Source organism: Nitratireductor arenosus (assembly GCF_009742725.1).
In the GTDB taxonomy this organism is placed as follows: domain Bacteria; phylum Pseudomonadota; class Alphaproteobacteria; order Rhizobiales; family Rhizobiaceae; genus Mangrovimarina; species Mangrovimarina arenosa.
In genome coordinates, this window is record NZ_WPHG01000001.1 from 962,308 (window position 1) to 987,275 (window position 24,968).

The 24,968-nt window shown below is 64.2% G+C and carries 24 protein-coding genes; 11 read left to right on the forward strand and 13 right to left on the reverse strand.

Annotated features, from left to right (window positions below; all coding sequences use genetic code 11):
- Positions 1–43 precede the first annotated feature (43 nt).
- The 3 genes from GN330_RS04645 to GN330_RS04655 all read left to right on the forward strand — a co-directional run bounded on the left by GN330_RS04645 (position 44) and on the right by GN330_RS04655 (position 4,349).
- Positions 44–2,590, forward strand: coding sequence for a DNA translocase FtsK (locus tag GN330_RS04645; protein ID WP_156711466.1), 2,547 nt, complete (start codon positions 44–46; stop codon positions 2,588–2,590).
- Positions 2,591–2,669: 79 nt separating this feature from the next.
- Positions 2,670–3,341 (forward strand): outer membrane lipoprotein carrier protein LolA, encoded by a 672-nt coding sequence (locus tag GN330_RS04650; protein WP_156711467.1) that lies wholly within the window; start codon positions 2,670–2,672, stop codon positions 3,339–3,341.
- Positions 3,342–3,542: 201 nt separating this feature from the next.
- Positions 3,543–4,349, forward strand: a complete 807-nt coding sequence (locus tag GN330_RS04655; protein WP_156711468.1) for an exodeoxyribonuclease III — start codon at positions 3,543–3,545, stop codon at positions 4,347–4,349.
- A 71-nt stretch (positions 4,350–4,420) separates the two neighbouring features.
- Here GN330_RS04655 and GN330_RS04660 read toward each other — a convergent pair whose 3' ends face one another.
- Both GN330_RS04660 and GN330_RS04665 read right to left on the reverse strand, forming a co-directional pair.
- Positions 4,421–4,873, reverse strand: a complete 453-nt coding sequence (locus tag GN330_RS04660) for a cyclic nucleotide-binding domain-containing protein (protein ID WP_156711469.1) — start codon at positions 4,871–4,873, stop codon at positions 4,421–4,423.
- A 46-nt stretch (positions 4,874–4,919) separates the two neighbouring features.
- Positions 4,920–5,603 (reverse strand): response regulator transcription factor, encoded by a 684-nt coding sequence (locus GN330_RS04665; RefSeq protein ID WP_156711470.1) that lies wholly within the window; start codon positions 5,601–5,603, stop codon positions 4,920–4,922.
- Between the two features lie 80 nt (positions 5,604–5,683).
- Between GN330_RS04665 and GN330_RS04670 the strand changes: the two genes are divergently transcribed.
- The gene (locus GN330_RS04670; RefSeq protein ID WP_156711471.1) at positions 5,684–6,274 is read left to right on the forward strand and encodes a L,D-transpeptidase family protein; all 591 of its coding nucleotides are present in this window, start codon (positions 5,684–5,686) and stop codon (positions 6,272–6,274) included.
- Position 6,275: 1 nt separating this feature from the next.
- On the opposite strand, the gene GN330_RS04675 is transcribed toward GN330_RS04670, so the two are convergent.
- The 6 genes from GN330_RS04675 to tsaD form a co-directional block, all read right to left on the reverse strand.
- Positions 6,276–6,683 carry a DUF1761 domain-containing protein gene (locus GN330_RS04675; protein ID WP_156711472.1) on the reverse strand — a complete coding sequence of 136 codons (408 nt, stop codon included), beginning with the start codon at positions 6,681–6,683 and terminating at the stop codon, positions 6,276–6,278.
- A gap of 61 nt (positions 6,684–6,744) precedes the next feature.
- The gene (locus tag GN330_RS04680; RefSeq protein WP_343040262.1) at positions 6,745–7,416 is read right to left on the reverse strand and encodes a class I SAM-dependent methyltransferase; all 672 of its coding nucleotides are present in this window, start codon (positions 7,414–7,416) and stop codon (positions 6,745–6,747) included.
- A 10-nt stretch (positions 7,417–7,426) separates the two neighbouring features.
- A complete protein-coding gene (locus tag GN330_RS04685) occupies positions 7,427–7,855 on the reverse strand; it encodes an EVE domain-containing protein (RefSeq protein ID WP_156711474.1) in 429 nt (142 codons plus the stop codon).
- Entirely contained in the window at positions 7,856–8,152 is a 297-nt protein-coding gene (locus GN330_RS04690) for a YciI-like protein (RefSeq protein WP_156711475.1), read from the reverse strand.
- 23 nt (positions 8,153–8,175) lie between these two features.
- Positions 8,176–9,174 carry an NAD(P)H-dependent glycerol-3-phosphate dehydrogenase gene (locus GN330_RS04695; RefSeq protein ID WP_156711476.1) on the reverse strand — a complete coding sequence of 333 codons (999 nt, stop codon included), beginning with the start codon at positions 9,172–9,174 and terminating at the stop codon, positions 8,176–8,178.
- Positions 9,171–10,259 (reverse strand): tRNA (adenosine(37)-N6)-threonylcarbamoyltransferase complex transferase subunit TsaD, encoded by a 1,089-nt coding sequence (gene tsaD, locus GN330_RS04700; RefSeq protein WP_343040363.1) that lies wholly within the window; start codon positions 10,257–10,259, stop codon positions 9,171–9,173. The genes GN330_RS04695 and tsaD overlap by 4 nt, the downstream gene beginning before the upstream one ends.
- 107 nt (positions 10,260–10,366) lie before the next feature.
- Here tsaD and hemC point away from each other — a divergent pair, with 107 nt between their 5' ends.
- The 6 genes from hemC (at position 10,367) to GN330_RS04730 (ending at position 16,806) form a co-directional block, all read left to right on the forward strand.
- Positions 10,367–11,296 (forward strand): hydroxymethylbilane synthase, encoded by a 930-nt coding sequence (hemC, locus tag GN330_RS04705; RefSeq protein WP_156711478.1) that lies wholly within the window; start codon positions 10,367–10,369, stop codon positions 11,294–11,296.
- Positions 11,297–11,342: 46 nt separating this feature from the next.
- Entirely contained in the window at positions 11,343–12,026 is a 684-nt protein-coding gene (locus GN330_RS04710) for a uroporphyrinogen-III synthase (protein ID WP_156711479.1), read from the forward strand.
- A gap of 153 nt (positions 12,027–12,179) precedes the next feature.
- The gene (locus GN330_RS04715; RefSeq protein ID WP_156711480.1) at positions 12,180–13,703 is read left to right on the forward strand and encodes a COG4223 family protein; all 1,524 of its coding nucleotides are present in this window, start codon (positions 12,180–12,182) and stop codon (positions 13,701–13,703) included.
- Positions 13,704–13,718: 15 nt separating this feature from the next.
- The gene (locus tag GN330_RS04720) at positions 13,719–15,398 is read left to right on the forward strand and encodes a heme biosynthesis protein HemY (RefSeq protein WP_156711481.1); all 1,680 of its coding nucleotides are present in this window, start codon (positions 13,719–13,721) and stop codon (positions 15,396–15,398) included.
- A 174-nt stretch (positions 15,399–15,572) separates the two neighbouring features.
- Entirely contained in the window at positions 15,573–16,058 is a 486-nt protein-coding gene (locus tag GN330_RS04725; RefSeq protein WP_156711482.1) for a tellurite resistance TerB family protein, read from the forward strand.
- Entirely contained in the window at positions 16,051–16,806 is a 756-nt protein-coding gene (locus GN330_RS04730) for a glutamine amidotransferase (RefSeq protein WP_156711483.1), read from the forward strand. The genes GN330_RS04725 and GN330_RS04730 overlap by 8 nt, the downstream gene beginning before the upstream one ends.
- 262 nt (positions 16,807–17,068) lie before the next feature.
- Here the strand turns inward: GN330_RS04730 and bcsS are convergent, their stop codons facing one another.
- The 5 genes from bcsS to GN330_RS04755 all read right to left on the reverse strand — a co-directional run bounded on the left by bcsS (position 17,069) and on the right by GN330_RS04755 (position 23,001).
- Positions 17,069–18,037 (reverse strand): cellulose biosynthesis protein BcsS, encoded by a 969-nt coding sequence (gene bcsS, locus GN330_RS04735; protein WP_197435030.1) that lies wholly within the window; start codon positions 18,035–18,037, stop codon positions 17,069–17,071.
- Positions 18,038–18,045: 8 nt separating this feature from the next.
- Entirely contained in the window at positions 18,046–19,671 is a 1,626-nt protein-coding gene (locus GN330_RS04740) for a bifunctional helix-turn-helix transcriptional regulator/alpha/beta hydrolase (protein WP_197435031.1), read from the reverse strand.
- On the reverse strand, positions 19,668–20,741 hold the full coding sequence (galE, locus tag GN330_RS04745; RefSeq protein ID WP_156711486.1) for a UDP-glucose 4-epimerase GalE: 1,074 nt from the start codon (positions 20,739–20,741) through the stop codon (positions 19,668–19,670). The genes GN330_RS04740 and galE overlap by 4 nt, the downstream gene beginning before the upstream one ends.
- A gap of 27 nt (positions 20,742–20,768) precedes the next feature.
- Complete coding sequence (locus GN330_RS04750) at positions 20,769–21,749, reverse strand: hypothetical protein (protein ID WP_156711487.1); 981 nt, start codon at positions 21,747–21,749, stop codon at positions 20,769–20,771.
- Positions 21,750–21,870: 121 nt separating this feature from the next.
- Positions 21,871–23,001, reverse strand: a complete 1,131-nt coding sequence (locus GN330_RS04755) for a glycosyltransferase family 4 protein (protein ID WP_197435032.1) — start codon at positions 22,999–23,001, stop codon at positions 21,871–21,873.
- Positions 23,002–23,074: 73 nt separating this feature from the next.
- Between GN330_RS04755 and GN330_RS04760 the strand changes: the two genes are divergently transcribed.
- The gene (locus tag GN330_RS04760; protein ID WP_156711489.1) at positions 23,075–24,940 is read left to right on the forward strand and encodes a DUF2194 domain-containing protein; all 1,866 of its coding nucleotides are present in this window, start codon (positions 23,075–23,077) and stop codon (positions 24,938–24,940) included.
- Positions 24,941–24,968 lie beyond the last annotated feature (28 nt).

The window sequence follows — 24,968 nt, forward strand, 5'->3', positions numbered from 1 at the left end:
GGATCGACCGGCCGGACGGCGGCACGCGTGCGAGGAAGGCGAGATGAGAACAGGCAATTCGGCGGCATTGGCCCTGGGCGGAATCGGACAAGGGATCCAGAGTTTCGTGCAACGGCTGCTGACGCGCGTGCTCGGGCTGGCGCTGCTGGCGTTCGGTGCATTTGCCATCGCCGCGCTCGCCACCTGGAACGTCGCCGACCCCAGCTTCAGCCATGCCACCGGCAACACCGTCACCAACGCGATGGGCTATCCGGGCGCGGTCGTGGCCGATCTGGCCATGCAGTTCCTGGGCCTCGCCGCCGTGGCCGCGCTGGTGCCCGTTTTCGCCTGGAGCCTCTTTCTGCTCGCCGGCCGACCGCCAGACCGCCTGCCGCGCCGCGGCGCGGCCTGGGCCGGAGCTACCCTTCTCGGCGCGGCCGTTGCCGGCTGCATCACCGCGCCGCCGACATGGCCGCTGCCGTCCGGTCTCGGCGGAGTGTTCGGCGACATGGTGCTCAAACTGCCCGCCTTGTTGTCGGGCGGCTATCCGCAAGGCCTGCTGGCGGTGGCCCTGATGCTGCTGTTTGGCCTACCCGCCCTGTGGCTGATGATGTTCGCCGTCGGGCTGATCGGACGCAGGACGCTGCCTGTCGACGACTTCGCGGCATCCGACGACGAGGACGCCGAGGAGAACTTCACCGAAGCCGACGATGATGATGACGGCGTTCCCGCGCTCGGTGCGCTGGTCCATTGGTGGCTATCGGCCCGCGCCTTCGTGCGCCGGCTGTCGGGTCCGCGAGACACCGGCATCGACTATGACGACGCACCGGATGAGTTCGACGAGGTGTCGCAGATACGGCCCGCACGCGCCGACCGGCTGCGTGTCGAGCCTGAATTCGAAAGCCTCGACGGTCTGGCGCCCGAACCGCTCGAGGAACCGGATTTCGACGATATGGGCGATTTCGAGCCCGCGCCCCGGCAAAGCGCGCCCCAGCCGGCGCGTGCGGCCGCGCGCGTCGAAAACCCGCCCCCCAAACCCAAACCCGGCGCCCGGGTCCAGCGCGAGGCTCAAACCTCGTTCATCGATGCCAGCGAATTCGAAATGCCGACGCTGCATTTCCTGGCCGAGCCGAAGAATGTGGCGCGCGACCCCAGCCTGTCGACGGACGCGCTGGAACAGAATGCGCGCCTGCTCGAGGGCGTGCTGGAGGATTTCGGCGTCAAGGGCGAGATCATCCACGTCCGCCCCGGCCCGGTCGTCACCCTTTACGAACTCGAGCCCGCGCCCGGCATCAAATCGTCGCGGGTCATTGGCCTGGCCGACGACATCGCCCGTTCGATGAGCGCCATCGCCTGCCGCGTCGCCGTGGTGCCCGGCCGCAACGCGATCGGCATCGAGCTGCCCAATGCGCGCCGCGAAACGGTCTTCCTGCGCGAAATCCTGGCCTCGCGCGACTACGAGCAAACCAAGGCCAAGCTCGGCCTGGCGCTCGGCAAGACCATCAATGGCGAGGTGGTGATCGCCGACCTCGCCAAGATGCCGCACGTGCTCGTCGCCGGCACGACCGGCTCGGGCAAGTCGGTCGCCATCAACACCATGATCCTGTCGATCCTCTATCGCATGCGGCCCGAACAGTGCCGGCTGATCATGATCGATCCGAAAATGCTGGAACTGTCCGTCTATGACGGCATCCCGCATCTTCTCACCCCCGTCGTCACCGACCCGAAAAAGGCCGTCGTCGCGCTGAAATGGACCGTGCGCGAGATGGAGGACCGCTACCGCAAGATGTCCAAGGTCGGCGTGCGCAACATCGACGGCTTCAACCAGCGCGTCGCCCAGGCGACCAAGAAGGGCGAGGCGATCTCGCGCACCGTCCAGACCGGTTTCGACCGCGAAACCGGTGAGGCGATCTACGAGACCGAGACGCTCGATCTGGCGCCGCTGCCTTACATCGTCGTCATCATCGACGAGATGGCCGACCTGATGATGGTCGCCGGCAAGGACATCGAGGGTGCCGTGCAGCGCCTGGCGCAGATGGCGCGCGCGGCCGGCATCCACGTCATCATGGCCACCCAGCGCCCCTCCGTCGATGTCATCACCGGTACGATCAAGGCCAATTTCCCGACCCGGATATCCTTCCAGGTCACCTCCAAGATCGACAGCCGCACCATTCTGGGCGAGCAGGGCGCCGAACAGCTTCTCGGCATGGGCGACATGCTCTACATGGCCGGCGGCGGGCGCATCCAGCGCGTCCACGGCCCGTTCGTCTCCGACGACGAGGTGGAAAAGGTCGTGGCCCATCTCAAGGTCCAGGGTGTCCCGGAATATCTCGATGCGATCACCGAGGACGACGAGGACGACGACGCCTCCGGCCCTTCGAGCTCCGGCGGCGGCAATATCGACAATTCCGACGATCCCTACGACCAGGCCGTCGCGGTGGTCTTGCGCGACGGCAAGGCCTCCACCAGCTATATCCAGAGGCGCCTGGGCATCGGCTACAACCGCGCCGCCTCGATCATTGAGCGCATGGAGCAGGAAGGCATCGTCGGCCCGGCCAACCATGCCGGCAAGCGCGAAATCCTTGTGCCGACCGAGGACGAGACTTTTTGATCGTCCCGGGCGCGCGCGAGCCAAATTAATGCCGCACTCCGTGCTTAGACCCGTCACAACGCTTAGGAGAGCCGCCATCATGATTTCTTCGCCATACACGGCAGGGAGATTTTCGCGCCGCGCCGCGCTTGCCGGTTTCGCGGCGCTCGGCGCGACGTGCCTCATGCCGCTCGTGCCCGCCCAAGCGGCGGCGGCGGCCAGCCCCGAGGCGCAGAAAATCGCCAACCATTTTACCCAGATCCGCACCATGATGGGCGAGTTCGTGCAGTTCGGCCCGCGCGGCGAGCAGACCGGCGGAAAATTCTACATCGAACGGCCCGGCAAGATTCGCTTCAACTATGAAGCCCCGGCCGGCGTGCAGGTGATCGCCGACGGCAAATCGGTCGTCATCAACAACAAAAAACTGAAGACGTGGGACCTCTACCCGCTGTCGAAGACGCCGCTGAAACTGCTGCTCGACGACAGCATCGATCTGTCGACCGAAAAGGTCAGTCAGGTCAGTCAGGAAAAGGACCTGACCACGATCAAGCTGCAGGACCGCTCGGTTTTCGGCGACGCCACCATCACCATGATGTTCGACCCGGCATCCTATGAACTGCGGCAGTGGACCATCACCGATTCCCAGGGCAAGGACACGACCGTGATGATTTTCAACGTCAAGCAGGGCGTGACCTTCGACCCGAGCGTGTTCGCGATCGATTATCAGTACATCTCCCGCCACGGCGCGCGCGGGCGCGGACCAACCAGGTAGCTTCGGAGCGGATAGGCGCGCTGCCGGTCGCCTTCTCGACGCGCCGACGGAAAAATCCGCTTTTGCGAACGCAAAAAACGCAACCTTCCTCGCCAATCGCCTGTGGATGAACCGCATCCGCCGGTCCGCGCGGCAGGGCGCGCTTGTCACGACGGCCTCCGGCTGGCAATTTCGCGCCTTCACCCCAGCCGGAATTCTTCCATGCCCTTCACCGTCGCTACCTGGAACATCAACTCCGTGCGCCTGCGCTTGCCGCTGGTGGAGCAGTTTCTCAAGGATTACGCGCCCGACGTCCTGTGCCTGCAGGAAACGAAATGTCCAGACGATCTGTTTCCGGCCGCCGCCTTCGAGGCGCTCGGCTACGGTCACATGGCGATCAGCGGCCAGAAGGGCTATCACGGCGTGGCGACGCTATCCCGGCGGCCGCTCGACATCGTCGAAAAGCGAGATTTCTGCGGTATTGGCGACCGGCGCCATGTTTCGGCGCGGCTTTCGGCCGGCGGCCGGTCGGTGCTGCTGCATAATTTCTACGTTCCGGCCGGCGGCGACGAGCCCGATCCTGAGATCAATCCGAAATTCCGCCACAAGCTCGATTTCATCGAGGAAATGCGTTCGGTTCGCGCCGGCTTCGACGGCGAGTCGGCCGCGATCCTGGTCGGTGACCTGAACATCGCACCGCTCGAGACCGATGTCTGGTCGCACAAGCAGCTTCTCAAGGTCGTCAGCCATACGCCGATCGAGACCGAAGGGCTGGAATCGATGCGCGCCGAAGGCGGCTGGGTCGACCTGATGCGCGCCCATATCCCGCCGCAGGAGCGGCTTTATACGTGGTGGAGCTATCGCAACCGCGACTGGGCCGCCTCCGATCGCGGCCGCAGGCTCGACCATGTCTGGACTTCGCCGAACCTGGTCGACGACATGCGGGAGGTCGAGGTCCTGCGCGCGGCGCGCGGCTGGGAGCGCCCGTCCGACCACGTGCCGGTCATCACCCGTTTCGGGTTCGATTAGAAAAAGTCTGCAGAACCGCGTTGATTGTGGGTGCAGCCCGAACCCGCGACTGGCGCCGTTCTACCGTATTGCTAAGAAAATTTCGGCGCCAGGCGCTCGATCCGTTCCAGCATGCCGGTAAGATCGGCCGATAGCCGCTGGTGCAGTTTGGCCGCTGCGTCGGGATACTCGACCAGGATACGCTGGAACAGGCCGCGATTGAGGCGCATCAGTTCGACCTCGGTCTCGGCCATCGCCCCGGTCAGCCGGTATCCGTTGGTAATCAGGGCCAACTCGCCCATCACCGAGCCCGCACCGATCCGGCCGACGACGATACGTTCGCCCTCGCGCTCGCGAAAAAGCGCGACCTTGCCCTCGACCACGACGAAGGCGCAGTCGGCCGCCGCCCCTTCGCGATAAATCTCCTTGCCGGCGGGCCGGCGCAAGCGCTCCGTCCCGAATGCGAGAAGACGAAGCTGGTCCTGCGTGAATTCGCGAAATATGCCCACGCCGGCGAGAATGCCGATATCGTCGTCAAGCGCCATGAAGGTGTCCCGGCCTTCCAGCCCTGCCCAACCGGTGCCTTTCGACTCAGGGGACGAGCTTGTAACCCCCGCTTTCTGTCACAAGAATTTCCGCATTGGAAGGATCACGCTCGATCTTCTGGCGCAGCCGGTAGACATGGGTCTCCAGCGTATGGGTGGTGACGCCGGAATTATAGCCCCACACTTCCTCCAAAAGCACGTCGCGCGTGATCACCTTCTGGCCGGCCCGGTAGAGATATTTGATGATCGAGGCTTCCTTCTCGGTCAACCGTACCTTGCCGCCGCGCTGGTCGATCAGCAGCTTCTGGCTCGGCTTGAACGTGTAGGGCCCGACGACGAAGGTGGCGTCCTCGCTCTGCTCGTGCTGGCGCAATTGCGCGCGCAGTCGCGCCAGAAGCACGGCGAAGCGGAACGGCTTGGTCACATAGTCGTTGGCGCCCGCCTCCAGGCCCAAAATCGTGTCGGAATCGGTATCGTGCCCGGTCAGCATGATGATCGGCGCCTTGAAGCCGCCTTTGCGCAGCAATTTGACCGCCTCGCGCCCATCCATGTCGGGCAGTCCGACGTCCATGATCAACAGGTCGATCAGTCCACCGCGAGCGGTCTGGATGCCCTTGCCGGCCGACGGTTCCTGGATGACCCTGAACTCCTCGTAAAGCGAGAGTTGCTCAACCAGCGTGGCGCGTAGATCGTCATCGTCGTCGACAATCAATATGGTGCGTGAAGTCATGTTTCGTTCCATAAGCAATTGTGAAAGGGTCGATCGTTCCACATCTATGAGGCGCGCGCGAATCGTGAAAGACGCTCACCATGATTTGTAAGCTGGCACCATCATACTCCAAAAATCGTGAGCGTAATGCGGCGGAAGACAACATCGCCGCCGCGCCGCTGCTTGTCGTGCGGCCGCGGCCGGGCCATCCGACCCAGGGCTTGCTCCAGTTCGGTCGGCACAGTTTTTCATGCGCACTCGGTCGGGGCGGCATCACGACCCGTAAGCGGGAGGGCGACGGCGCCACCCCGCGCGGCCGACTCGCGGTGCTGTGGGGTTATCGGCGCGTCGACAGGGGCCGGGTTGTGCCCACGCGCCTGCAATTGCGGCCGATCCCGCGCGTACTCGGCTGGTGCGACGCGCCCGGCGACCGCAACTACAACCGGCCGGTGCGCCTGCCCTACGCGGCCAGTCACGAGATCATGCGTCGCCATGACCATCTCTACGATGTCGTGATCGTGCTCGACTGGAACATGCGTCCGGCCGTCCGGGGACGCGGCAGCGCGATCTTCCTGCACCTGGCCCGGCCCGGCTATACGCCGACCGAGGGTTGCGTCGCCGTCTCGCGCCGCACGATGATGCGGCTCCTGCCGGTCCTGCGGCGGGGCACTGTGATCGAGGTCATCGGCTGACTCAGACGCCCCACCAGCCGATGATCCCGCCGATGATCAACGCCACGCCGAGCCAGTGGCCGGCGTCGATCAGGGTCAGATCCCAGCCGAACCCCTGATAGCGCTGGTTGATGGCGGTGATTGTCGCCATGAACCCGAGCCAGAGGAAGAAACCGGACACGACACCGTTCCACAGCGTCACCTGGCCCGCGCCGAGATGGCCGATCACGCCGGCCATCACCCAGGCCATCACCAATTCGCACCCGAAACTGGTAATGAACAACATGGGCTCCATGCGGGCGTCTTCCGGCTTGATTTTCGCCGCCTTCATCCAGGGCTTGCCGAGCCCGCCATAATAGACCGCGCCGAACAGGAAGGCCGCGACCGCGGCGACCAGCACCGCCAGATAACTCACACCACCGAAATCCATGCCAGCACTCCCTTGCCCGCCATAAGTCTGCGCCGCATAGAACGCCGCTGCCGCGAGTTCGTCAATCGAACCGCCACACCGTGGTGCGCTTGACCTCCGCGTCCTCGAGCGCCCGCGTCACCGGCACCTGGTAGGTAGCGATTTCCGTAAGCAGCGCGCGCGGCAGATAGGATCGGCCGGGATCGCCGACGAGCACGAGCGCACCGCGCGCCGAAAGCCGGCCGAGCCAGCACGACAGCCGCTCGGCGAGCGCGCGATCGTAAAAGACGTCGCCGGCAAGCACCACCTGCCAGCCTTCGTCGAGGCCGATCAGGTCGCGGTCGTCAAAGGCGATCTCGACATCGTTCGCGGTTGCGTTGAGCGCCACCGCCGCGCGGCAGAACGGGTCGATGTCGGCCGCGACCACCGCGGCCGCGCCGGCCTTGCGCGCGGCGATCGCGACCAGCCCCGATCCGGTCGCGAAATCCAGCACCGTCTTGCCCGCGACGATCCCGGGATGGTCGAGGAGATGGCGCGCCAGCCCCTGTCCGCCCGCCCAGGCGAAGGCCCAGAAGGGCGGCTGCAGGCCGATCGCCTCCAGCTCATCCTCGGTCTTGAGCCACAATGCATGCGCTTCGTCGGCAAGGTGGAGCACGATTTCGGGCACGTGCGGTGGCGCGATCAGACCGGTATTGGCCGCCACGAATGCGCTCGCCTCGGTCGGCGAAAGCGTCTTTGCGGACGTGCCGACCACCGGCCGGACGTCAGATCGTATCGGGGTCGAGCCCGCCCATGCGGCAGATTTCGGCCCACTCGTCATCACGGACCGGCTGCACGGAAAGTCGCGAGTTCTTCACCAGCACCATCTCCGCCAGCACCGAATTGGCCTTGATGTCGTTGAGGCTGACCGGTTTCGGCACGTCGCGCACCGCGCGGATATCGACGCATTCCCAGCGCGGATCGTCGGTGGTGCTGTCGGGGTGAGCGGGCGCACTCACCTCCACGATCCCGACGATCTCAAGTCCCTCCTGGGAGTGGTAGAAGAAACCTTTGTCGCCGACCGCCATCGCCCGCATATTGTTGCGGGCCTGATAGTTGCGCACGCCGTCCCATTGTTCGCCGGCCTCGCCCTTGGCCTTCTGCTTGTCCCACGACCAGGTCGAGGGTTCCGATTTGAACAGCCAGTATGCCATCTAGGCCCCCTGCGGCGCGTTGAAGACCCAATTCCAGGCCTTGATTTCAACGGAGGCGAAAAGTCCGGCGCGCGCGTAGGGATCGGCCTCGGCGATCAGCTCGGCGGCGGCCGAATCGGCCGCCTCCACGACCACCAGACTGCCGGTCGGCTTGCCCGCCTCGTCAAGGAACGGGCCGGCAAACTTCAGCGTGCCTTTGGCGTTCAGCCCCTCCAGATAGGCGACATGGCCGGGTCTCGTATCCAGCCGCACCTGGAGATGGTCGGGCTTGTCGGTGCAAATCAGGGCAAACAGCATCGGTCCTCCACTTGCCTGCCGGGTCAGAATTCGCTTTTCAGCGGCCGCGACAGCAGCGCCGTCATGGCTTCGCGCACGGTGATCGCGCGGTCAAGCAAAAGCGCGACATTTCTGGTGATCGGCGCATCGATACCGCCCTCGCGCGCCAGCCGGTCGGCGATCGCGGCCGTTGCCACGCCCTCCGCCAACGGCAGGTCGTCGAGCGGGTCGCCGCGCCCCAGCGCCAGCCCATAGGTGAAATTACGCGACTTTCCGGAACCGCAGGTGAGGAAAAGGTCGCCGAAACCCGAAAGCCCCATCAGCGTTTCGCTGCGGGCACCGAAAAACCCGGCAATGCGACGCAACTCGACGAAACCGCGCGTGACCGTCGCGGCCTGCGCGCTCGCGCCCAACCCGGCACCGGCCACCGCACCGGCCGCGATCGCCATGACGTTTTTCAGCGCGCCGCCCGCCTCGACCCCGGCGAGATCGTCGCTGGAATAGCACCGCAGGGCCGGTGTCGACAAAAGCGTCGACAGCGCGCCGGCGACTTCCGCATCGCTGGCCGCGATCGTCACCGCCGTCGGCAGGCCGGCGACAACGTCGACGGCGAAGCTCGGACCCGAGAGCGCTGCGACCGGATTTTGTGGCAGGTTGCGCGCCGTAACGCTCGACAATAGCGTGCCGGAAACCGCGTCGATGCCTTTTGCGCACAACACGACGGGAATGTCCGGCGCGAGCACCGAGGCGAGCAGACGGCTGACCGCCGCCACCGTCTGCGCCGGCGTCACCAGGAGCACGCAGGCCACGCCGGCGGCCGCATCGGCCAGATCGCCGGTGGCGCGGATACGTCGGTCGAGCATGATACCGGACAGGAAGCGCGGGTTGCGGCGGGTGCGGTTGATGCCCTCGACCGTCGCCGGATCGCGCGCCCAAAACCGTATGTCACGACCGGCGAGCGCCTCGGCCTGGGCGAGTGCCGTGCCCCATGCGCCACCGCCGAGCACGGCGATCGCGCCAGCCTTTCCCTCGGACGGGCTCATGCCTTGGCCCCGCGTTTGCCGGCCCCGATCAGCGGGGCGGCGGACATGTCGAGCGGCCAGCGCGAGCGTGGCGCCTGGATCATCGGGTCCTCCTGCGCCAGCAACCCTGCCCGCAGGCGCTCGATACCCGCCCAGGCGATCATGGCCGCATTGTCGGTGCACAATTCCGCCGGCGGCGCCAGAAAACCGAACCCGTGATCGCGGCACAGCCTTTCCAGCGCGGCGCGGATCGCACGGTTGGCGGCGACACCGCCGGCCACCACCAGCACCGGTGCCGCCGCGTCGGCGAAAATGGCGCGAAACCGTGCCAGGCTGCGCGCCACGCGATCCTCCAGCGTCTCCACGATGGCAAGCTGGAAGGAGGCGGCGATGTCGGCGATATCTTGGCGGGTGAGCGGCGCGATCGCGCTCGCCGCCTGGCGCACGGCCGTCTTCAGTCCGGAAAAGGAGAAATCGAGCCGCGCCTCACCCTTGAGCGGGCGCGGCAGATTGAACCGGCCCGGATCGCCCCCTGCGGCGACGCGTTCCACGTTCGGCCCGCCCGGATAGGGCAGACCCAACAGCTTCGCGGTCTTGTCGAAAGCCTCGCCGAGCGCATCGTCGATGGTCGACGCCCAGCGCTCGTAGGATCCCGGCCCCTTCACCAGCACGATCTGGGTGTGCCCGCCCGAAACCAGCAGCATCAGATAAGGAAAGGCGACCGGCGCCATCAGCCTGGCCGACAGCGCATGGCCCTCCAGATGGTTGATTGCGATCAGCGGCTTTTTGGTTGCTGCCGCCAATGCCTTGGCCGTCATCAGCCCGACCAGGAGTCCGCCGATCAGGCCCGGCCCGGCGGTGACCGCGATCGCATCGACGTCCGATAGGCGCGTATCCGCATCGGCCAGCGCCGCCTCGACGACACCGTCGAGACCCTCGACATGGGCGCGCGCCGCGATCTCGGGCACCACGCCGCCGAACGCGGCATGCTCGGCGATCTGGCTGAGCACGACGTTGGAGCAAATCCGCGGCGGCCGCCCCGGCTGCGATTCCACCACCGCCGCCGCCGTTTCGTCGCAGCTTGTCTCGATGCCGAGAACGCGAATGTCGGCGTGATCGGGCCGCATGATTGCCGGATGGTCCTTTCCTCGGGTAGGAAGGCCGCCAATCACAGCCTTCCGTCACCGGCGGGGGTTAGCACGGACTTTGAGACATGCAAACTGGCCAGATCAGGATCGGAACCCGGGGAAGTGCGCTCGCCTTGGCGCAGGCACGCGAAACACGCGCACGGCTGATGGCCGCGCACGGCTTGCCAGAGGACGCCTTCGCCATCGAGGTGATCACCACCAGCGGCGACCGCATCCAGGACCGGCCACTGTCGGAAGCCGGCGGCAAGGGACTGTTCACCAAGGAGATCGAGCAGGCGCTGCTCGACGGCGCCATCGATCTGGCGGTGCATTCGTCCAAGGATATGCCGACCAACCAGCCCGACGGCCTCATTCTCGGCGCTTTCCTGGAACGCGAGGATGTGCGCGATGCCCTGATCGGCGGCACCGCGCCCACGCTGGAGGCGCTGAGCGACGGCGCGACGGTCGGCTCGTCCTCGCTGCGGCGCCAGGCGCTGATCCGCAGGCTGCGGCCCGACATTTCCGTCGTGATGTTCCGCGGCAACGTCCAGACCCGACTGAAGAAACTCGCGGACGGCCAGGTCGACGCCACCCTACTCGCTTACGCCGGCCTGCGCCGGCTCGGCATGGCCGACATCGTCACCGAGCTGTTGCCGGTCGACAGCTTTCCGCCCGCACCGGGTCAGGGCGCAATCTGCATAGAACACCGTCAGGACGACCGGCGCGTGGAGGCTCTGCTGCAACCGATCCACCATCTGGAAACCGGCCAGGCCCTCGCCTGCGAACGCGCCTTTCTTGCCGCGCTGGACGGATCCTGCCGCACGCCGATCGCCGGTCATGCCGTGATCGAGGCTGACGCGGTGCGGTTTCACGGGCTCATTCTGACGCCGGACGGCACCGAAGCGCACGAGGTTTCCGGCGCAGGCTCTGTGGCGCGGGCCGCCAATATCGGCCGCGACGCCGGCGAACGCGTGCGCGCCCGCGCCGGAACGCGCTTTTTCGAAAGCTGGAGCTGACCCGGTGGCCCGCGTGCTGGTGACGCGACCCGAACCGGACGCAAGCATGACGGCCGCCACCCTTCGTCGGCGCGGCCATGTGCCGCTCGTTCTGCCGCTGAGCGCGGTCGGCGGGATCGAGGCCGACTGGCCCCAGGCCGACACTGTCGACGTGGTCGCGGTGACCAGCGCCAACGCGCTGCGCCACGCACCCACAGCCCGGCTTGAGCCGCTGATCGGCCTGCCCTGCCATTGCGTCGGCGAACGCACGGCCGCGGTCGCGCGCCAGGCCGGATTTTCGCATGTCGACACCGCCAACGGCTACGGGCAAGATATGGCCCGGCGCATGGCTGCGCGATACGTATCCGGCACGCGAGTGCTTTATCTGTGCGGCCGGGTCCGCCATGGCGCCTTCGAAGAAGAGCTCGCCGCCGCCGGCCTGGAATGCACGCCCGTGGAGACCTACGAAACCGTTTTTCCCGCGCCCCACACGACCACCGTGCAAGAACTATGCGCTGGCGGCCCGCCCGACGTCGCCCTCGCCTATTCGACACGCGGTGCCGACGCGCTCGCCGCCTTGGCAGAACGGGCCGAGATCGCGCCTTTATTCGCGGCTATGCGGGTGTTGTGCCTGTCGCCGGCCGTGGCCGAGCGGCTGTCCGGCAAAGGCGCCTGGCCGATCCTCGTCAGCTCCACGCCCGACGAGGCAGCCTTGCTGGACCTGCTGGACCTGCTGGACAGCTTGCCCTAGGTCCGATCGACGCAAAAGGGCTACACAAGGTCATGCTGCACGTGCGAATGTAGCATGCAACGACGGTCGATCCCGACCGGAAACGCAAAGCTTGCGGAGCAAGGAATGGTGAAACCGCCCAAAATCCGGCATTCGAAAGGGCGTCGCGATCCCATGACCATCGACCTCGAGCCGGACGACGTGAAACGCGACGGCCAGGGCGCGGCCAAGGACACCAAAGCCGGTGCATCGGCGTCAGCCGGAAAAACCGCCGCCGACAAACCCGGCAAGGACGACGCATCGACGGGCGCCGCGACGCCCGTCGACAGCGGCCGCACCGCAAGCGCCAAAGCCGCCGACGACAAGACCGCCAGTGTCAAGACCGACGACGCCGGCAAGACCGGCGCACGGGACAAGACGGCCGCCAAAAGCGACGAGGGCGGCAAGGGCGGCCCCAAATCCGCCACGCCCGAACACGGCACGACCGGTGCCGCGCCCGCCGGCAAGACCGGCGAGGCGCGCGCTTTCGGCCGCGACGGCACCGCCACGGTGAAACCGGCGCCGGGAGGCGGCACGCCCCCGCCGGCGAAGTCCGACGAAAAACCGAAACGGCGCGGCAGCCTATCTCTGGTCGGCGCCGGGCTGATCGGCGGCATTGTCGTGCTCGCTGGCGCCGGCGGTCTGCAATATGCAGGCCTTCTGCCGGCACCGGGTGCCGCCCAGCCCGAAGACGGCGCTCTCGACACGATCCGGGCCGAGCTCGCCGCCTTGCGGCAAGAGGTCGAGGCCGGCGCCGGGCAGGGCCAGGGCGCGGCGGCCGAAGCGCTCGCGGCGGCCGAGGCGCAAATCGAAGAGCTTTCCGGACGGTTGCAGACGCTCAGCGAGCAGGTCGCCACCATCCAGTCCTCGATCGCCTCTGGCGGCGCCGGCGAGGAAGCCGCCCTGCAAACGCTCGACGCGCGGCTGAAAGCGCTGGAGGAAACGGTGGCCGGCCTCGCAGACGGATCCGGCATGGGCCAGCCGCCACCCCTCGACGCCCTGAACGAGAGACTTGCGGCCCTCGATGCCGCATTGGCGAAAGCGAACGAGGCGGTCGCGCGCGCCGAGGCGAGCGGGGTCTCCAACGCCGAAAAGCTCGCCGCCATCGAAACCGAGATCGCGGCGCTAACGGAACGGGTCGACGCGCAGGCGGCCAATCCGAAGATCGCGCTGGCGATCGCCGCGGCCGGGCTCAAATCGGCGATCGACCGTGGCGTGCCGTTCATGACCGAACTGGAGACCTATGCGGCCATCGCCCCCGACACGCCCGAAATCGCCGCGCTGCGCGCGCTGGCCGCCACCGGCGTACCGACGCGCGCCCAGATCGAGCGGGAACTGGGTGACGCCGCCAATCGCATGGTCGCGGCCGCCGCGCCGGCCGATGCCGATGCGGGGTTTTTCGAGCGGCTTCTGGCGAGCCTGCAATCGCTGGTCAAGGTACGGCCGATCGGCGAGGTTGAAGGCGAGGGCGCCGGCCCGACGGTCGCGCGCCTGGAAAGCGCGATCCGTGCCGGCGATTATGAAAAAGCGCTCGCCGAATTCGCCACCTTGCCCGATCCGGTCAAGGCCGCGGGCGCGGATTTCATCGCCAAGGTGGAAGCGCGGCACACCGCCGACACCTTGGTCGAAAAGGCGCTGTCGGGCGCGCTCAGGGCCTGAGCGGAGGCATAGTCGATGATCCGTATTCTCCTCTTCCTGCTCGTCGTCTTCGCGCTCGGCCTCGGCTTCTCGTGGCTGGCCGAGCGTCCCGGCGAGCTTGTGGTGACATTCGCCGGTTATCAATATGAAGTCTCGCTGATGGTCGCCGCGATCATCGTCACCGCGCTGGTGGCGGCGGTGATGATCCTGTGGTGGCTCCTGAAGGCGATCTGGACCAGCCCGCAGACGGTGGCGCGCTATTTTCGCGTCCGGCGCCGCGACCGCGGCTATCAGGCCCTGTCGACCGGCATGATCGCGGCCGGCGCGGGCGATGCCGGGCTGGCGCGCACCAAGAAGCGCGAGGCGATGAAACTGATCAGCGCCGACCAGGAGCCGCTGATACACCTGCTCGACGCCCAGGCCTCGCTGCTGGAAGGCAATCACGAGGACGCGCGGCGCAAGTTCGAGGCCATGCTGGACGATCCCGAGATGCGCATACTCGGCCTGCGCGGGCTTTATCTGGAGGCGCAGCGGCTCGGCGACCGGGAGGCCGCGCAACATTATGCCGGCCGGGCGGCCGAGATCGCTCCGCAGCTCGGCTGGGCGTCCAATGCCGCGCTCGAGGCGCGCACGGCGGCCGGCGACTGGGACGGCGCGCTGGGGATCCTGGAGGCGCGCCGGTCGACGAAGCAAATCGAGCCCGACGAGGCCAAACGCAAGCGCGCCGTGCTTTTGACCGCCAAGGCGATGGACGTGCTCGACCGCGATCCGCTCGCGGCCAAGAACGCCGCCCTGGAGGCCAACCGGCTTGCGCCGGACCTAGTGCCGGCGGCAGTCATCGCCGCCAAGGCGCTGTTTCGCCAGGACGATCTGCGCAAGGGGTCCAAGGTGCTGGAAACCGCATGGCGCAAGACCGCCCACCCCGATATCGCCGCGACCTATGTCTACGCCCGGCACGGCGATTCGGTCATGGACCGGCTCGCGCGCGCCAAGAAACTGCGTTCGCAGCGCCAGAACAATGCCGAATCCGCCCTGACTGTCGCCCGTGCCGCCCTCGAGGCGGGCGAACTCGACCTCGCCCGCGAGACGGCCGAGGAAGCCATGCGCATCGAGCCCCGCGAGGCCGTGTTCCTGCTTCTGGCCGATATCGAGGAAGCCCTGACCGGCGACGAGGGCCGCATCCGGCAATGGCTGGCGCGCGCGGTTCGCGCGCCGCGCGACCCGGCCTGGGTCGCCGATGGCGTGGTCTCGGAACGCTGGGCGCCGGTTTCCCCGGTGACCGGCAAGCTCGACATGTTCGAATGGCGACCGCCGGTGGAAAAGACCGCCGGCCTCCTTGAGCAGGAAAGACAGGAAGAGGACGAGCTGCGCAAGCCCTTGCTGGCCGCCCCCGTCGCGCCGGTGCCCGTCGCGGCCCCCGAACCGGACGCCGCCGGGAATGGCGAGGCGATCGAAGAGGCCGAGCTGGTGGCCGCGACACCGGTAAGCGAAACGCCGCCGCCTACGGAGAAGTCTGGCGAGGAAACCACCGACAGCGCGAAGGCCGACCCGCCCGAGGAGGCGCCGCAACCGCCGCCGCCGACGCACGCGGCCGCCAATGACGACGCCTGGCCCAAGGAACCCGACGGCGCCGCCATGCCGCAACCCGACGACCCCGGCGTCGACCCCGAGGACGCTGAAGGGGATGCACGCTCGAAGCGGTTCAAACTGTTTTGAGCGACCCTGATCGACGCGACTTGCGGGCCGTGACAAGGATGATGGTGTGAGTGCGCCTCGTCCCCCGCCGCAGCTTGCGGGTTCTTCCGCCTGCTGTCGCGAAGAGGGCAGGATGAGGGGGCCTCCCGACGATGACCCTGATTGGCATGACGTGTTCGCGAACCGGAGATTTGGATGTTCGACCGGCTGATTTCATTCCTGCAGCAACTGCCCGGCGACACAGCCGATAAGGCCGAGGCAGAAGCCGATCGCGACGATCCGCGTATCGCCGCGGCCGCGCTCCTCATTCACTTGATGGATGCCGACGGGGTGCGTCTCGACACCGAACGCGCCAAACTCTCCGAAGCGCTGAACCGGGCCTATGGCCTCGCCGGACGCGACCGCGACGCCTTCATCGCCCGCGCGGAAAAGGTCGAGCGCGAATCGGTCGACCTCTACGCTTTCACCAGCGTTTTGAAACGCAATCTGGACGAACAGGCCCGCATCGAATTCATCGGCATCATGTGGGAGATGGTGTTCGCCGATGGCGAACTCAGCGAGCTGGAGGACAATATCGTCTGGCGCGTCGCCGAGCTGATCGGCGTCGAGCGCCGTGACCGGATCGCGATGCGCCAGCGCGTCGACCCGCAAAAGACGATGGGTGACGCCGACGATGAATGACGGTGCGACGCGCCGCCGGCGCGTAGACGGACAAAAGTCCAGGATCCTGATCGTGATGCATCAGGAAATGTCGAGCCCGGGTCGTGTCGGCCACCTGCTTCTGGAGGCCGGCTTCGAGCTCGACGAGCGCCGTCCCCCGCTTGGCGATCCGCTGCCCGAAACGCTCGCCGATCATGCCGGCGTGGTCATGTTCGGCGGACCGATGAGCGCCAACGACCCCGACGAATTCGTGCTGCGCGAAACCGAATGGCTAAAAGTGCCGCTATCGGAAAACAAGCCTTTTCTCGGCATTTGTCTCGGGGCGCAGATGCTGGTCAACCATCTCGGCGGCAAGGTGGAAGGCCATCAGACGGGACTGGTCGAGATCGGCTGGTATCCGTTGCAGCCGACGGAGGCCGGCCGCGAGCTGATGGCCTGGCCCGAGATGGTCTATCAGTTCCACCGCGAGGGCTTTTCGCTGCCGCGCGACGCGACCTTGCTCGCAACCGCGCAAGCCTACGCCAACCAGGCGTTCCGCTACGGCGAGAACGCCTGGGGCGTCCAGTTCCACGCCGAACTGACCCGCGTGATGATGCAGCGCTGGGTGGTACGGGGCGCGCACCGCTTCTCCCTGCCCGGCGCCCAGCAGGGCCGCGACCATCTCGGCGGCCGGCTGATCTGGGACATGCATCTGAAGCGCTGGCTGGTCGAGTTTCTCGACCTGATCTTTCACAGCCCGCGGCTTCATCGCGACGACCGGGCCGGCTGAAGCGCGGCACGTCGATCGCGGCCGCGGCGTCCACGGCGGCGGGACGGGAACCGCCGCGTCCGCCCGATGCTCCCTCAACAATCCGACGACCTACTCGTCGGCGAAGCGGCCGCGTTTCACGTTCTGCTCCTCCGGTTCGCCACAACGATTTCGTTCCAGTTCAAACCCAGAAAGGACAACGTCAGCGGAAAAGCGGCGGCAACCGGCCCGGTACCATCCGCCCGGGCTGCACGAGGTCGCACGCTATCGATCTTGCCGTCAGCTATCGGATCGAGAGCGGTACCGAAAACCCGATCGTTGCATAGAAGCCATCCGATTGGCCCGGTTCCAGTTCGTCCTGGTACCCAGCGGAGACCACCATGCTCAACGATCCGAAAACCGGGATGTCGCCGACGAAAGCCCCGTAGCGCAAAGTCGCCTGACTCCCTTCGTCGTCGAAAACGGTAAACTCGGGCCCGAAACGCAAGACCGGTGTCTTGTAGCCAACTTTGGCGTGGCCATAGATCTGGTTGTGGGCCGTCGAGAACGAGCCGTAGGATTGAACATAAAGCGCATTCACGCGCTTGGTCTCAAACCCATATTGGACGATAGCGCCCAGCTCATCGCCATCGGTTACGCTGCCCGGCGGAGTCTCGTCGTTGCGGACGTAGTTGGCGCCGCCAGCCACGGTGAAATAGTACCCTGGCGCATGCCATTGGTAACCGAGAAGCAGTGATCCGTAGAAGGATTTCGAATCAGACAGTACATCATCGGTCCTTGAGAAACCGAGACCGCTCGTCAGCGTCCATCCCGACGTAGCGATATCCCCATTCAGGGCGGTGACGAACCCCGCATCGATGCCATATCCATCCTTGCCAGAGCGGCTGAGGCCGAGATCGGCGCCCCAATAGATGACCGTATCAAACACGGGAGTATCGGCCATTCTATCGTCAGGCGTCGTATCGGCGGCATAGCTTGTGGCGGAAAGCAGGATTGCGGCCACCAACCCTGAACTGAGTCCGATAATCGGCTTGGCTTCTGCAAATATTTTCATGCTGCCCCCGGGTCCATGAATACCTGTTTTCCTAAACAGACCCGATTGCTCGGCGACTGTTTCACCAAACACTGGCACATACGCGATGCGATCCCGACAATTCGGAACCTCGTGACGGGCTCCGCTCCCAACGCCAGCGGGAAAAACCTGTCGGTTGTCGTCCTGTCCGGCCGCGCGGATTGCCAGCGCCTGTTCCACGTCTTTCCTCATTGGCTGTGAGAGACGGCCTGCGCTCCACCGCGCCGAACGATCCAGCCTTGCCCGTCACAGGCCTCCGCGACAGCGCCCCACACCTCTTTCCCGTGGGAAATCGATGCGAAATGCCCCGCACCTTTGACGATGCGTTGAACGCCCCGCAGCGGCGCCTTGAACATATCGATGACCTTCTCCGCCGACGTAAGCGGATCGTCCTCTCCATGAATGATCGAAAGCGGCACAGTCAGTTCCTCCGCGCTGATCTGTTCAGCCGTCATAACGCATCTGAAATCCTCGGCTATTCCGACGATCGAGGACACGTAGGTGGATGCAAACATGTCGTAGACGGCATAACCCGTATACCGTCCGTCCAGGACAGAGAGATCGACCTTGCTCTTGGCGAAATGCGTACTGAGAATGTGCCGGCAGGTTTCGCTTTTGGAATAGAATTTCCGGTATTCGAGGTTGACGAGCTTGAAGAGGAGCATATCGGATTTGAGATCGTGCATGCCTTTGTAGAACGAACTGCCTTCGTGCCAGGGATTGTCGGCAGGGCGGGCCAGATTGGTCGATAAGAGGATCACGCTGGAGAACAGGTGAGGATATTCAAGCGCCATCCTCAAAGCCAAGGCTCCACCGAGCGAATTCCCGATCAGCGGAAGCGGAGCCAGCCCTTCCTCCTCGACCATATAGGCGATTTCGCGAAGGCCAAGTTCGACGAGATCGCCCCGTTCAAACAGTGCGCCCAGCGGCCGCGATTCCAGATAGCCGCTGCGAATTGGCACAAACAGCCGGATATTGTAGCGCTCGAGGAAACGAGCGATTCCTCTGAGAATCACCGGAAACATCATGCCATGCACCATGACGACAGGGGTGCCTTCGATAGGTCCCCCGACGAGGTAGCGAAGAATCGCGCCCGAGCTGTGATGCCTGACAACGAGTTGCATGTCGTCATGTAGGTAACTGTCGGCAAAGGCAACGGCGGGTTCGCTGTGCTTCAGTTCGGAATCGCTGACGGACATCACGTGAACCAGTTGCCCCATAGCCTTCCGGACAAGATCCTTCTGACCGGTGCAACGGAGCTTCCCGCAAGCGACTTTCGTCTGGGCGCGCTTGGTTTCGTAGGTGACCTCGTCCATCTCGGCCGCCTCTCGCAGTTCCAAGCCTCCCACCAGCTGAAACACCGTCCGTTTCTCGGATCTCGTCAGGTTTGCGCTACTGTTGAAAAGCTCCATGATTTCACCGAAAAGGTCGCTGGTGATCAGCAGTCCGCGAAGCCGCATGCCGGCCTTACCCTGCGCGTCGGAGAAACGGTAGGGAAGGAACCACAGGAACGACTCGTACTCGCGATTCCATTCCATGAGGCCCGCGCTGAGGTCGCCGGAACTGGCGCGGGCGGCGAGCAGACTGATGCCGAAGTCGGACTGGTTGTTCGAAATAATCACCGTCGCAAGATCGGAAATGTCGCTGATGCCGCCCCGCAGAAAACGGCCTGAGAATTCGAACTCTGCCCAACGCACCTGGAATGCGTCAGGCTTGACTTGTTGCTTCATGCGCTCATATAGCCGCCGGATAGCGAATTCGGCGTTTCGCTTCGGCAGAAGCGAGAAGACAGCATCGAGCGTCTCTTTTCTCATCCCTTCACCCGCTCCCGATGGTTTCGGCGGACAAGCGTTCGCGGCGGGGTAGCGAACGGGGCCGGGCGAACGGAATGCCCTCTCGGTCTGATTGCCTGGCAGATTCCGTGGATGTCGTACCGCGGTACCCATTTCATCCGCATGGCCGCTCTTTCGACGTCGGCCCGGGAAACAGCCAAATCGCCCTTCCGAGGGGGGACGAAGGAGAATGGAACCCGCAATCCGGTGGCTTCGTGGAAGGCTTCGAGGAACTCGAGGACCGACGTATCCTTGCCGCTGCCGAGATTGAAAATGTCGAAGGAAGGTGCCGCCGTTTCGGTGAACGCCACCGCACGCAGATGCGCCTCCGCAATGTCCCGGATGTGAACGAAATCCCGTCGGCACGTGCCGTCCGCGGTCGGATATGTATTGCCGTAGATTTCGAGGTGAGATTCCAGCCCCGTGGCAACCCGGACCATGGCATCGGCAAGGGAATTTCCTCCGCTGTCCTCGATCTGGAGCGGATTGTCGAAAAACCGGTCATGACCGCACGGATTGAAGTATCGAAGCACGATCGCCGTCCTGGCCTGGTAGCCGGTTTCGCCCCACTTACGTACAAGCCGCTCGGCCAGCGCTTTTGTCCATCCGTAGGGAGAGCTGGGACTGGGCGGCAAATCCTCGCGAAAAGGACAGCGCTCCGAGGCTCCATAAACGGCTGCCGTCGAGGAGTAGATCACTCTTTTGCATCGACACGCCGATGCAGCGCTGAGAAGACTTGCCGTTCCCACAACATTGCATCGAAAATAGGCTTCCGGGCGCTCAAAGGACTCCTCAACAAGTTTCAGGCCGGCCATATGCACGATCGCATCCGGTTCATACTGCCGGAATATCTGTTCCAGATGGTCCGTTGCGCAGATATCGGCTTCGAAGAAACTGAAGTTCCGCTTGCCCAGTTCCGCGAGTTTCGAGATCGTCCGCATATGGCCGGTCGCCAAATTGTCGAGGACCGCCACGCCGTGGCCAAACTCCAGAAGAACCTTGGCCACGTGGGACCCGACATACCCGGCACCGCCAGTGAGAAGGATCTTCATCGTATCGGCCGCCCCGTATTACACACCTCAGGTACCGTACTGGACACGGCTGGGCATGGGCCACACCGGTTCGCTGCTTTCGGGGGCTTGCTCTTCCTGCGGTTCCTCCTGGACCAGACAATCGTCAGCGCATATCGCGGTAGGCGCGAAGATGGATGCCATCAGGATCTCGGATGGACCGAAATACAAGCGCAAGCCACCGACCGCCTGAAAGCGGTTGCGCAACCCGTAAGAGTTTTCGCCGAGCGTCGTCAAACCGACGAGACCGGTGATACCGGGCATTAGAAATTGAGCGTCGTCGATATTGGCAGGCGTTCTTGCATGCGCGGCGGACAGCGCGCCCAGACCGATCAGAGCCACAATCCCCGATATCCGGGCCAGGACTGCGGTGAGGCTGCGTTCCCCGGAAGGAGCGGTGGAGGAGGCATCGATGGGGGTGTAGCGGCTGGAAGGGGCGCTGTTGGTCACCTGCACCGACTTGATCGCCCTTTTTAGATCCGGACAGCCACGATTCTCCACCAGTGATTTCACACGCCCTGAGAGAATATCTACGTCGTCAGGTCTCGTCGGCGAGCTCCTACCGGAAGCGAGGGGAGCCTTCACAATGATGAGCGCTGATGTATCGGCTCGCCAGAGAAGCCGAGCGACCGACTTTCCGACTTCGGCCCTGATTTCCCGGGAAAGCTGGAGCAGATTCGATACCCTGACGAAGGCACCGGTCGGATCCGACACGATGTGGTCGTGTCGGAAACGTTCCGCGAAACTTTCCAGACAGTCTGGAACATACAGATCTTGCGTCGAATGAAGCCGGATACGTACCTCAATGCCGGGATCGAGCGTCGCCACGGCCGTCTCGATGAATCGGGTATGTTCGAACGTAAGCGTGCCCTGAGCCGCGTGGACGGTGAGCACCGCACGCTTCAGCGGCCTCCTTGTATCCAGCCCCGCAAGAAAAAACAGGCCGCATCGTTCATCGATCAGGGTTTCCGAAATCTGACTGAAATTCAAAACAGTCCCCCTTTCCCAAACGCCCTGTGTCAACACAAACTAGAACGCGCCGAACTTCATTACCCAATTGGGTAATGAGGTCTCTTTCTAATGCTCGCCGGCCGTTCATGCTTGTCAGAATTCACAGGTTTGTCGCGCACGAAAGAAGATAGATCTCCCTGCGGGTCGCATTGCGTGGCTCCATTGTCCGTTTGACGATGGCTTGCCAGAATGGCCACCAGCCCTCGGTCTTGATTTCCCAAGACCAGTCGAGCGCGCGGTTTCTGTTTTCTTCGGCAATTGCCTGCCGAAGCGGCTGGTCTTCGAGAAGTTCGGCCACGGCATCGGCGAACCTCTCGACGGCAGGTTCTGAGATGATGAAACGCTTCTGCCGCTCTCCGAAGGCCTCCGGCACGATACCTACATCCGTAGACACGACCGGTATGCCGCACGCCATAGCTTCGAGCACGGGGTTGGGTGTGCCTTCCATCGCGGACGTGCAAACGAAAACGTCCATCTGGCGATAGAAATCCGGCATGTCCTCGAAGCGGATTCGATTGACCTGCGGATCGGCCACCTTCGGCGCGATCGCATAGCCACGCACTGACAATTCCTTCACCATCGGCTCGAAGAGCCGGTGATAACCCTTGACGTCCATGCCTTGGGATCGCTTGCCCCAGGCGCTGTTGCCCACCCATCCGAGAGCAAAGTCGCCATCGCCTGCACTTCGCCCACCTCTGGAAGGGAAGAAACGGCTCACATCCACACCATCGGGGATGACACGGTCTGGAATCGCCAGATCGGGTTCGGAAGCGTAGATCGATCTGAGTTTGTCCGAACAGACGGTGTATCCGTCGACCAGCGCGAAGCCTGATCGCCTCTCCTGGATTTCCGCGCTGCTGCTGAACAGGTGATCATATACGGATGTGGTGAAGGCGCAGCTATTGATGGCGCGAACCATCATCTCGTACTCGAACCCCAGGTGCCGCGCGGCCTTGTGAATCGTACTCGGATGCAACAGGTAGAAGAAATCCTCGCGCCAGAATATGTGACAGAGGTCGATACGTTTCAGGAGAATGGCTTCAAAAAACAAGTTCTCATTGCCGATTACGTCCCGCATGTACATTTTGGAAATCTTGTTGCGGCCGGCATAACGGGCAATATTGTTTGCGATGTTGTCGAATGCCCAGGATGGCTGATCCGGACACAGGAGTACATGCAATGACTGGCTGTCGTTCCGGCGTTCTTCACGTCGCGGCACTTTGAAATGCATTGCTCCCGCTCTGATCCCGCGCCGCATTCTGCCTTTTCGCGGCGGCTTTCATTAAAGGCCGATCGGATTCGTATTGGCAACAACCAAGGGGGCCGAGGAGATGCAAGGTCGGACTTCACGCCACGGCCACAGGTCCGGACAACCGGCGGTCCCAGCCTCCGTTTTCCCTCAAGAGGTGCTGCTCGTCTGTCACTCCGCCGACGTCCACGGCCTCGCCGTCATGGAGAACATTTGCACGGGCCTCGATTTCACCAAGATCCGCTTCTCGATCCTAGACCTGCGGCGGCGGACCGCCTGGCCGGCCCTCGATGCTTACAAGTCGGTCATCATATGCACCGAGATGATCTGGGAACTGCCGGCGGACAAGGCGGCGAGGCTGGAGGATTACGTTTACGCCGGCGGCGGATTGCTCATCGCGTACCGGTGCTGGAACGAGCATCTGTCGGAAATGTTCGGCGCCGGCCGCAACGGCTTCGAGCCGGATATGCACCTGACGAGCGGCCTGCGCTTCGACAAGGACCTCTTTCCCGGTTCGTCAGGTCTTGAAATCGACGATTCCGATTGGCTTTTCGAACACAGCCGCTTCGATATCGAGGCCGGCGAACTGTCCCCCGGCAGCACGATCTTAGCGTCGGACCTGGACGGTCGCCCAATCCTGTGGGTTCGCCTCCTCGGCAAGGGCAGGCTTGTCTACTGGAACACCGGGGTCCTGTTCTGCCGCGCGCTCCGCGGTTTCATCGTTCAGTCGATACTCGACGCGATGCAGATCGGTGTCGGCGCGATCGCCGGCTTCGCCATGTTCCACGTCGACGACTTCCCGACATCCCTGTCCAGTGCGAGGCTCGAACCCGTCGCTTCAGAGTTCCCGGAGCTTGATTGGGATGGCTTTTTCTTCGGCGTCTGGCACGACGACATGATGGCCCTGAGAGCGAAACATAACCTCAACTACACCTGGTACACGATCATGAACTACCATGACGTGGACACCGCCCCGGGCGCCGATCCCTCGGCGCCGCAGGCGGACGGACGGGATATCCTGGAAGCTCGCTTTGGCCACATCAGGCAAACCGCAGCCGGAGACGAATACGGTTTCCACGGTTACAATCATGAACCGATGACTGTCGGTTCATGGCCCGACCTGACGACGCTCAGATCTAAGCTCCAGCAAGCGCGAAAGCTATGGGAAAGTACGGTCCCGGCGCCAATGCCCACGTCCTGGGTACCGGCGAACAACTGGTATCATGCCGAGCATGTACGGGTGCTCAGGGACGTCTTTCCGGAGTTGTCCAGCGTCTGCGGCCTCTTTTCCAGCGGCGAAGCCGAACTCGGGGAATACAGGGAGTTCGGCCCCGAGCCATGGGAGAACTCGCTGCTTTGTCTACCGCGCGAAACCTACGGATATGTGCTCAAGCCGGAACTCAGGATGATGATGCTGTCCCAGATTGCCTGCATGGGCGTTTGGACCCATTTCGTGCATCCCGACGACGTCTACGACATCCCGAGTTCCGACAACGGAACCGGTTACCACCGCAATCCCCAAACGCTGATGTGGCGCGCTGCGGGGAAGGATGGCCGGCCGAGCCTTTTCGCACAGCTGGACGACTGGATAGCACAGGTAAGATCCGCCTATCCCTGGCTCGAGTTCGTCACGACATCAGAAGCAGAAAGCAGATATCGCAACCACGTCGAAAACCAGGTGGAGGTTGTCTCCTCCGACGGAACCGTGGAAATTCGAAGCAATGTCGGCGGCCTCTTCTACGTGAGGACACGAAGGGAGGCATCGCTCCATGCGGACGAAGGTGGAAACGTCGTTGATCGGCGGAAAGTCGAGGACGGGCTCCTGCATATCGTCAGATGCTCGGCCGGTCGGGTCGTATTTCGCATCGAAGACGCGGAAAGACGCGCTGCAAAACCGGCCGGAACGGAAGACGACGGCTAACCTGCTCCTGACGTTCTCCTCGTTTTGT

Excerpts from the sequence above, each read along its gene's own strand:
- GN330_RS04645 (WP_156711466.1), top strand. The coding sequence starts at position 44 with ATGAGAACAGGCAATTCGGCGGCATTGGCCCTGGGCGGAATCGGACAA.
- GN330_RS04650 (WP_156711467.1), top strand. The coding sequence starts at position 2,670 with ATGATTTCTTCGCCATACACGGCAGGGAGATTTTCGCGCCGCGCCGCG.
- GN330_RS04655 (WP_156711468.1), top strand. The coding sequence starts at position 3,543 with ATGCCCTTCACCGTCGCTACCTGGAACATCAACTCCGTGCGCCTGCGC.
- GN330_RS04660 (WP_156711469.1), bottom strand. The coding sequence starts at position 4,873 with ATGGCGCTTGACGACGATATCGGCATTCTCGCCGGCGTGGGCATATTT.
- GN330_RS04665 (WP_156711470.1), bottom strand. The coding sequence starts at position 5,603 with ATGACTTCACGCACCATATTGATTGTCGACGACGATGACGATCTACGC.
- GN330_RS04670 (WP_156711471.1), top strand. The coding sequence starts at position 5,684 with ATGATTTGTAAGCTGGCACCATCATACTCCAAAAATCGTGAGCGTAAT.
- GN330_RS04675 (WP_156711472.1), bottom strand. The coding sequence starts at position 6,683 with ATGGATTTCGGTGGTGTGAGTTATCTGGCGGTGCTGGTCGCCGCGGTC.
- GN330_RS04685 (WP_156711474.1), bottom strand. The coding sequence starts at position 7,855 with ATGGCATACTGGCTGTTCAAATCGGAACCCTCGACCTGGTCGTGGGAC.
- GN330_RS04690 (WP_156711475.1), bottom strand. The coding sequence starts at position 8,152 with ATGCTGTTTGCCCTGATTTGCACCGACAAGCCCGACCATCTCCAGGTG.
- GN330_RS04695 (WP_156711476.1), bottom strand. The coding sequence starts at position 9,174 with ATGAGCCCGTCCGAGGGAAAGGCTGGCGCGATCGCCGTGCTCGGCGGT.
- hemC (WP_156711478.1), top strand. The coding sequence starts at position 10,367 with ATGCAAACTGGCCAGATCAGGATCGGAACCCGGGGAAGTGCGCTCGCC.
- GN330_RS04710 (WP_156711479.1), top strand. The coding sequence starts at position 11,343 with ATGACGGCCGCCACCCTTCGTCGGCGCGGCCATGTGCCGCTCGTTCTG.
- GN330_RS04715 (WP_156711480.1), top strand. The coding sequence starts at position 12,180 with ATGACCATCGACCTCGAGCCGGACGACGTGAAACGCGACGGCCAGGGC.
- GN330_RS04720 (WP_156711481.1), top strand. The coding sequence starts at position 13,719 with ATGATCCGTATTCTCCTCTTCCTGCTCGTCGTCTTCGCGCTCGGCCTC.
- GN330_RS04725 (WP_156711482.1), top strand. The coding sequence starts at position 15,573 with ATGTTCGACCGGCTGATTTCATTCCTGCAGCAACTGCCCGGCGACACA.
- GN330_RS04730 (WP_156711483.1), top strand. The coding sequence starts at position 16,051 with ATGAATGACGGTGCGACGCGCCGCCGGCGCGTAGACGGACAAAAGTCC.
- GN330_RS04740 (WP_197435031.1), bottom strand. The coding sequence starts at position 19,671 with ATGAGAAAAGAGACGCTCGATGCTGTCTTCTCGCTTCTGCCGAAGCGA.
- galE (WP_156711486.1), bottom strand. The coding sequence starts at position 20,741 with ATGAAGATCCTTCTCACTGGCGGTGCCGGGTATGTCGGGTCCCACGTG.
- GN330_RS04755 (WP_197435032.1), bottom strand. The coding sequence starts at position 23,001 with ATGCATTTCAAAGTGCCGCGACGTGAAGAACGCCGGAACGACAGCCAG.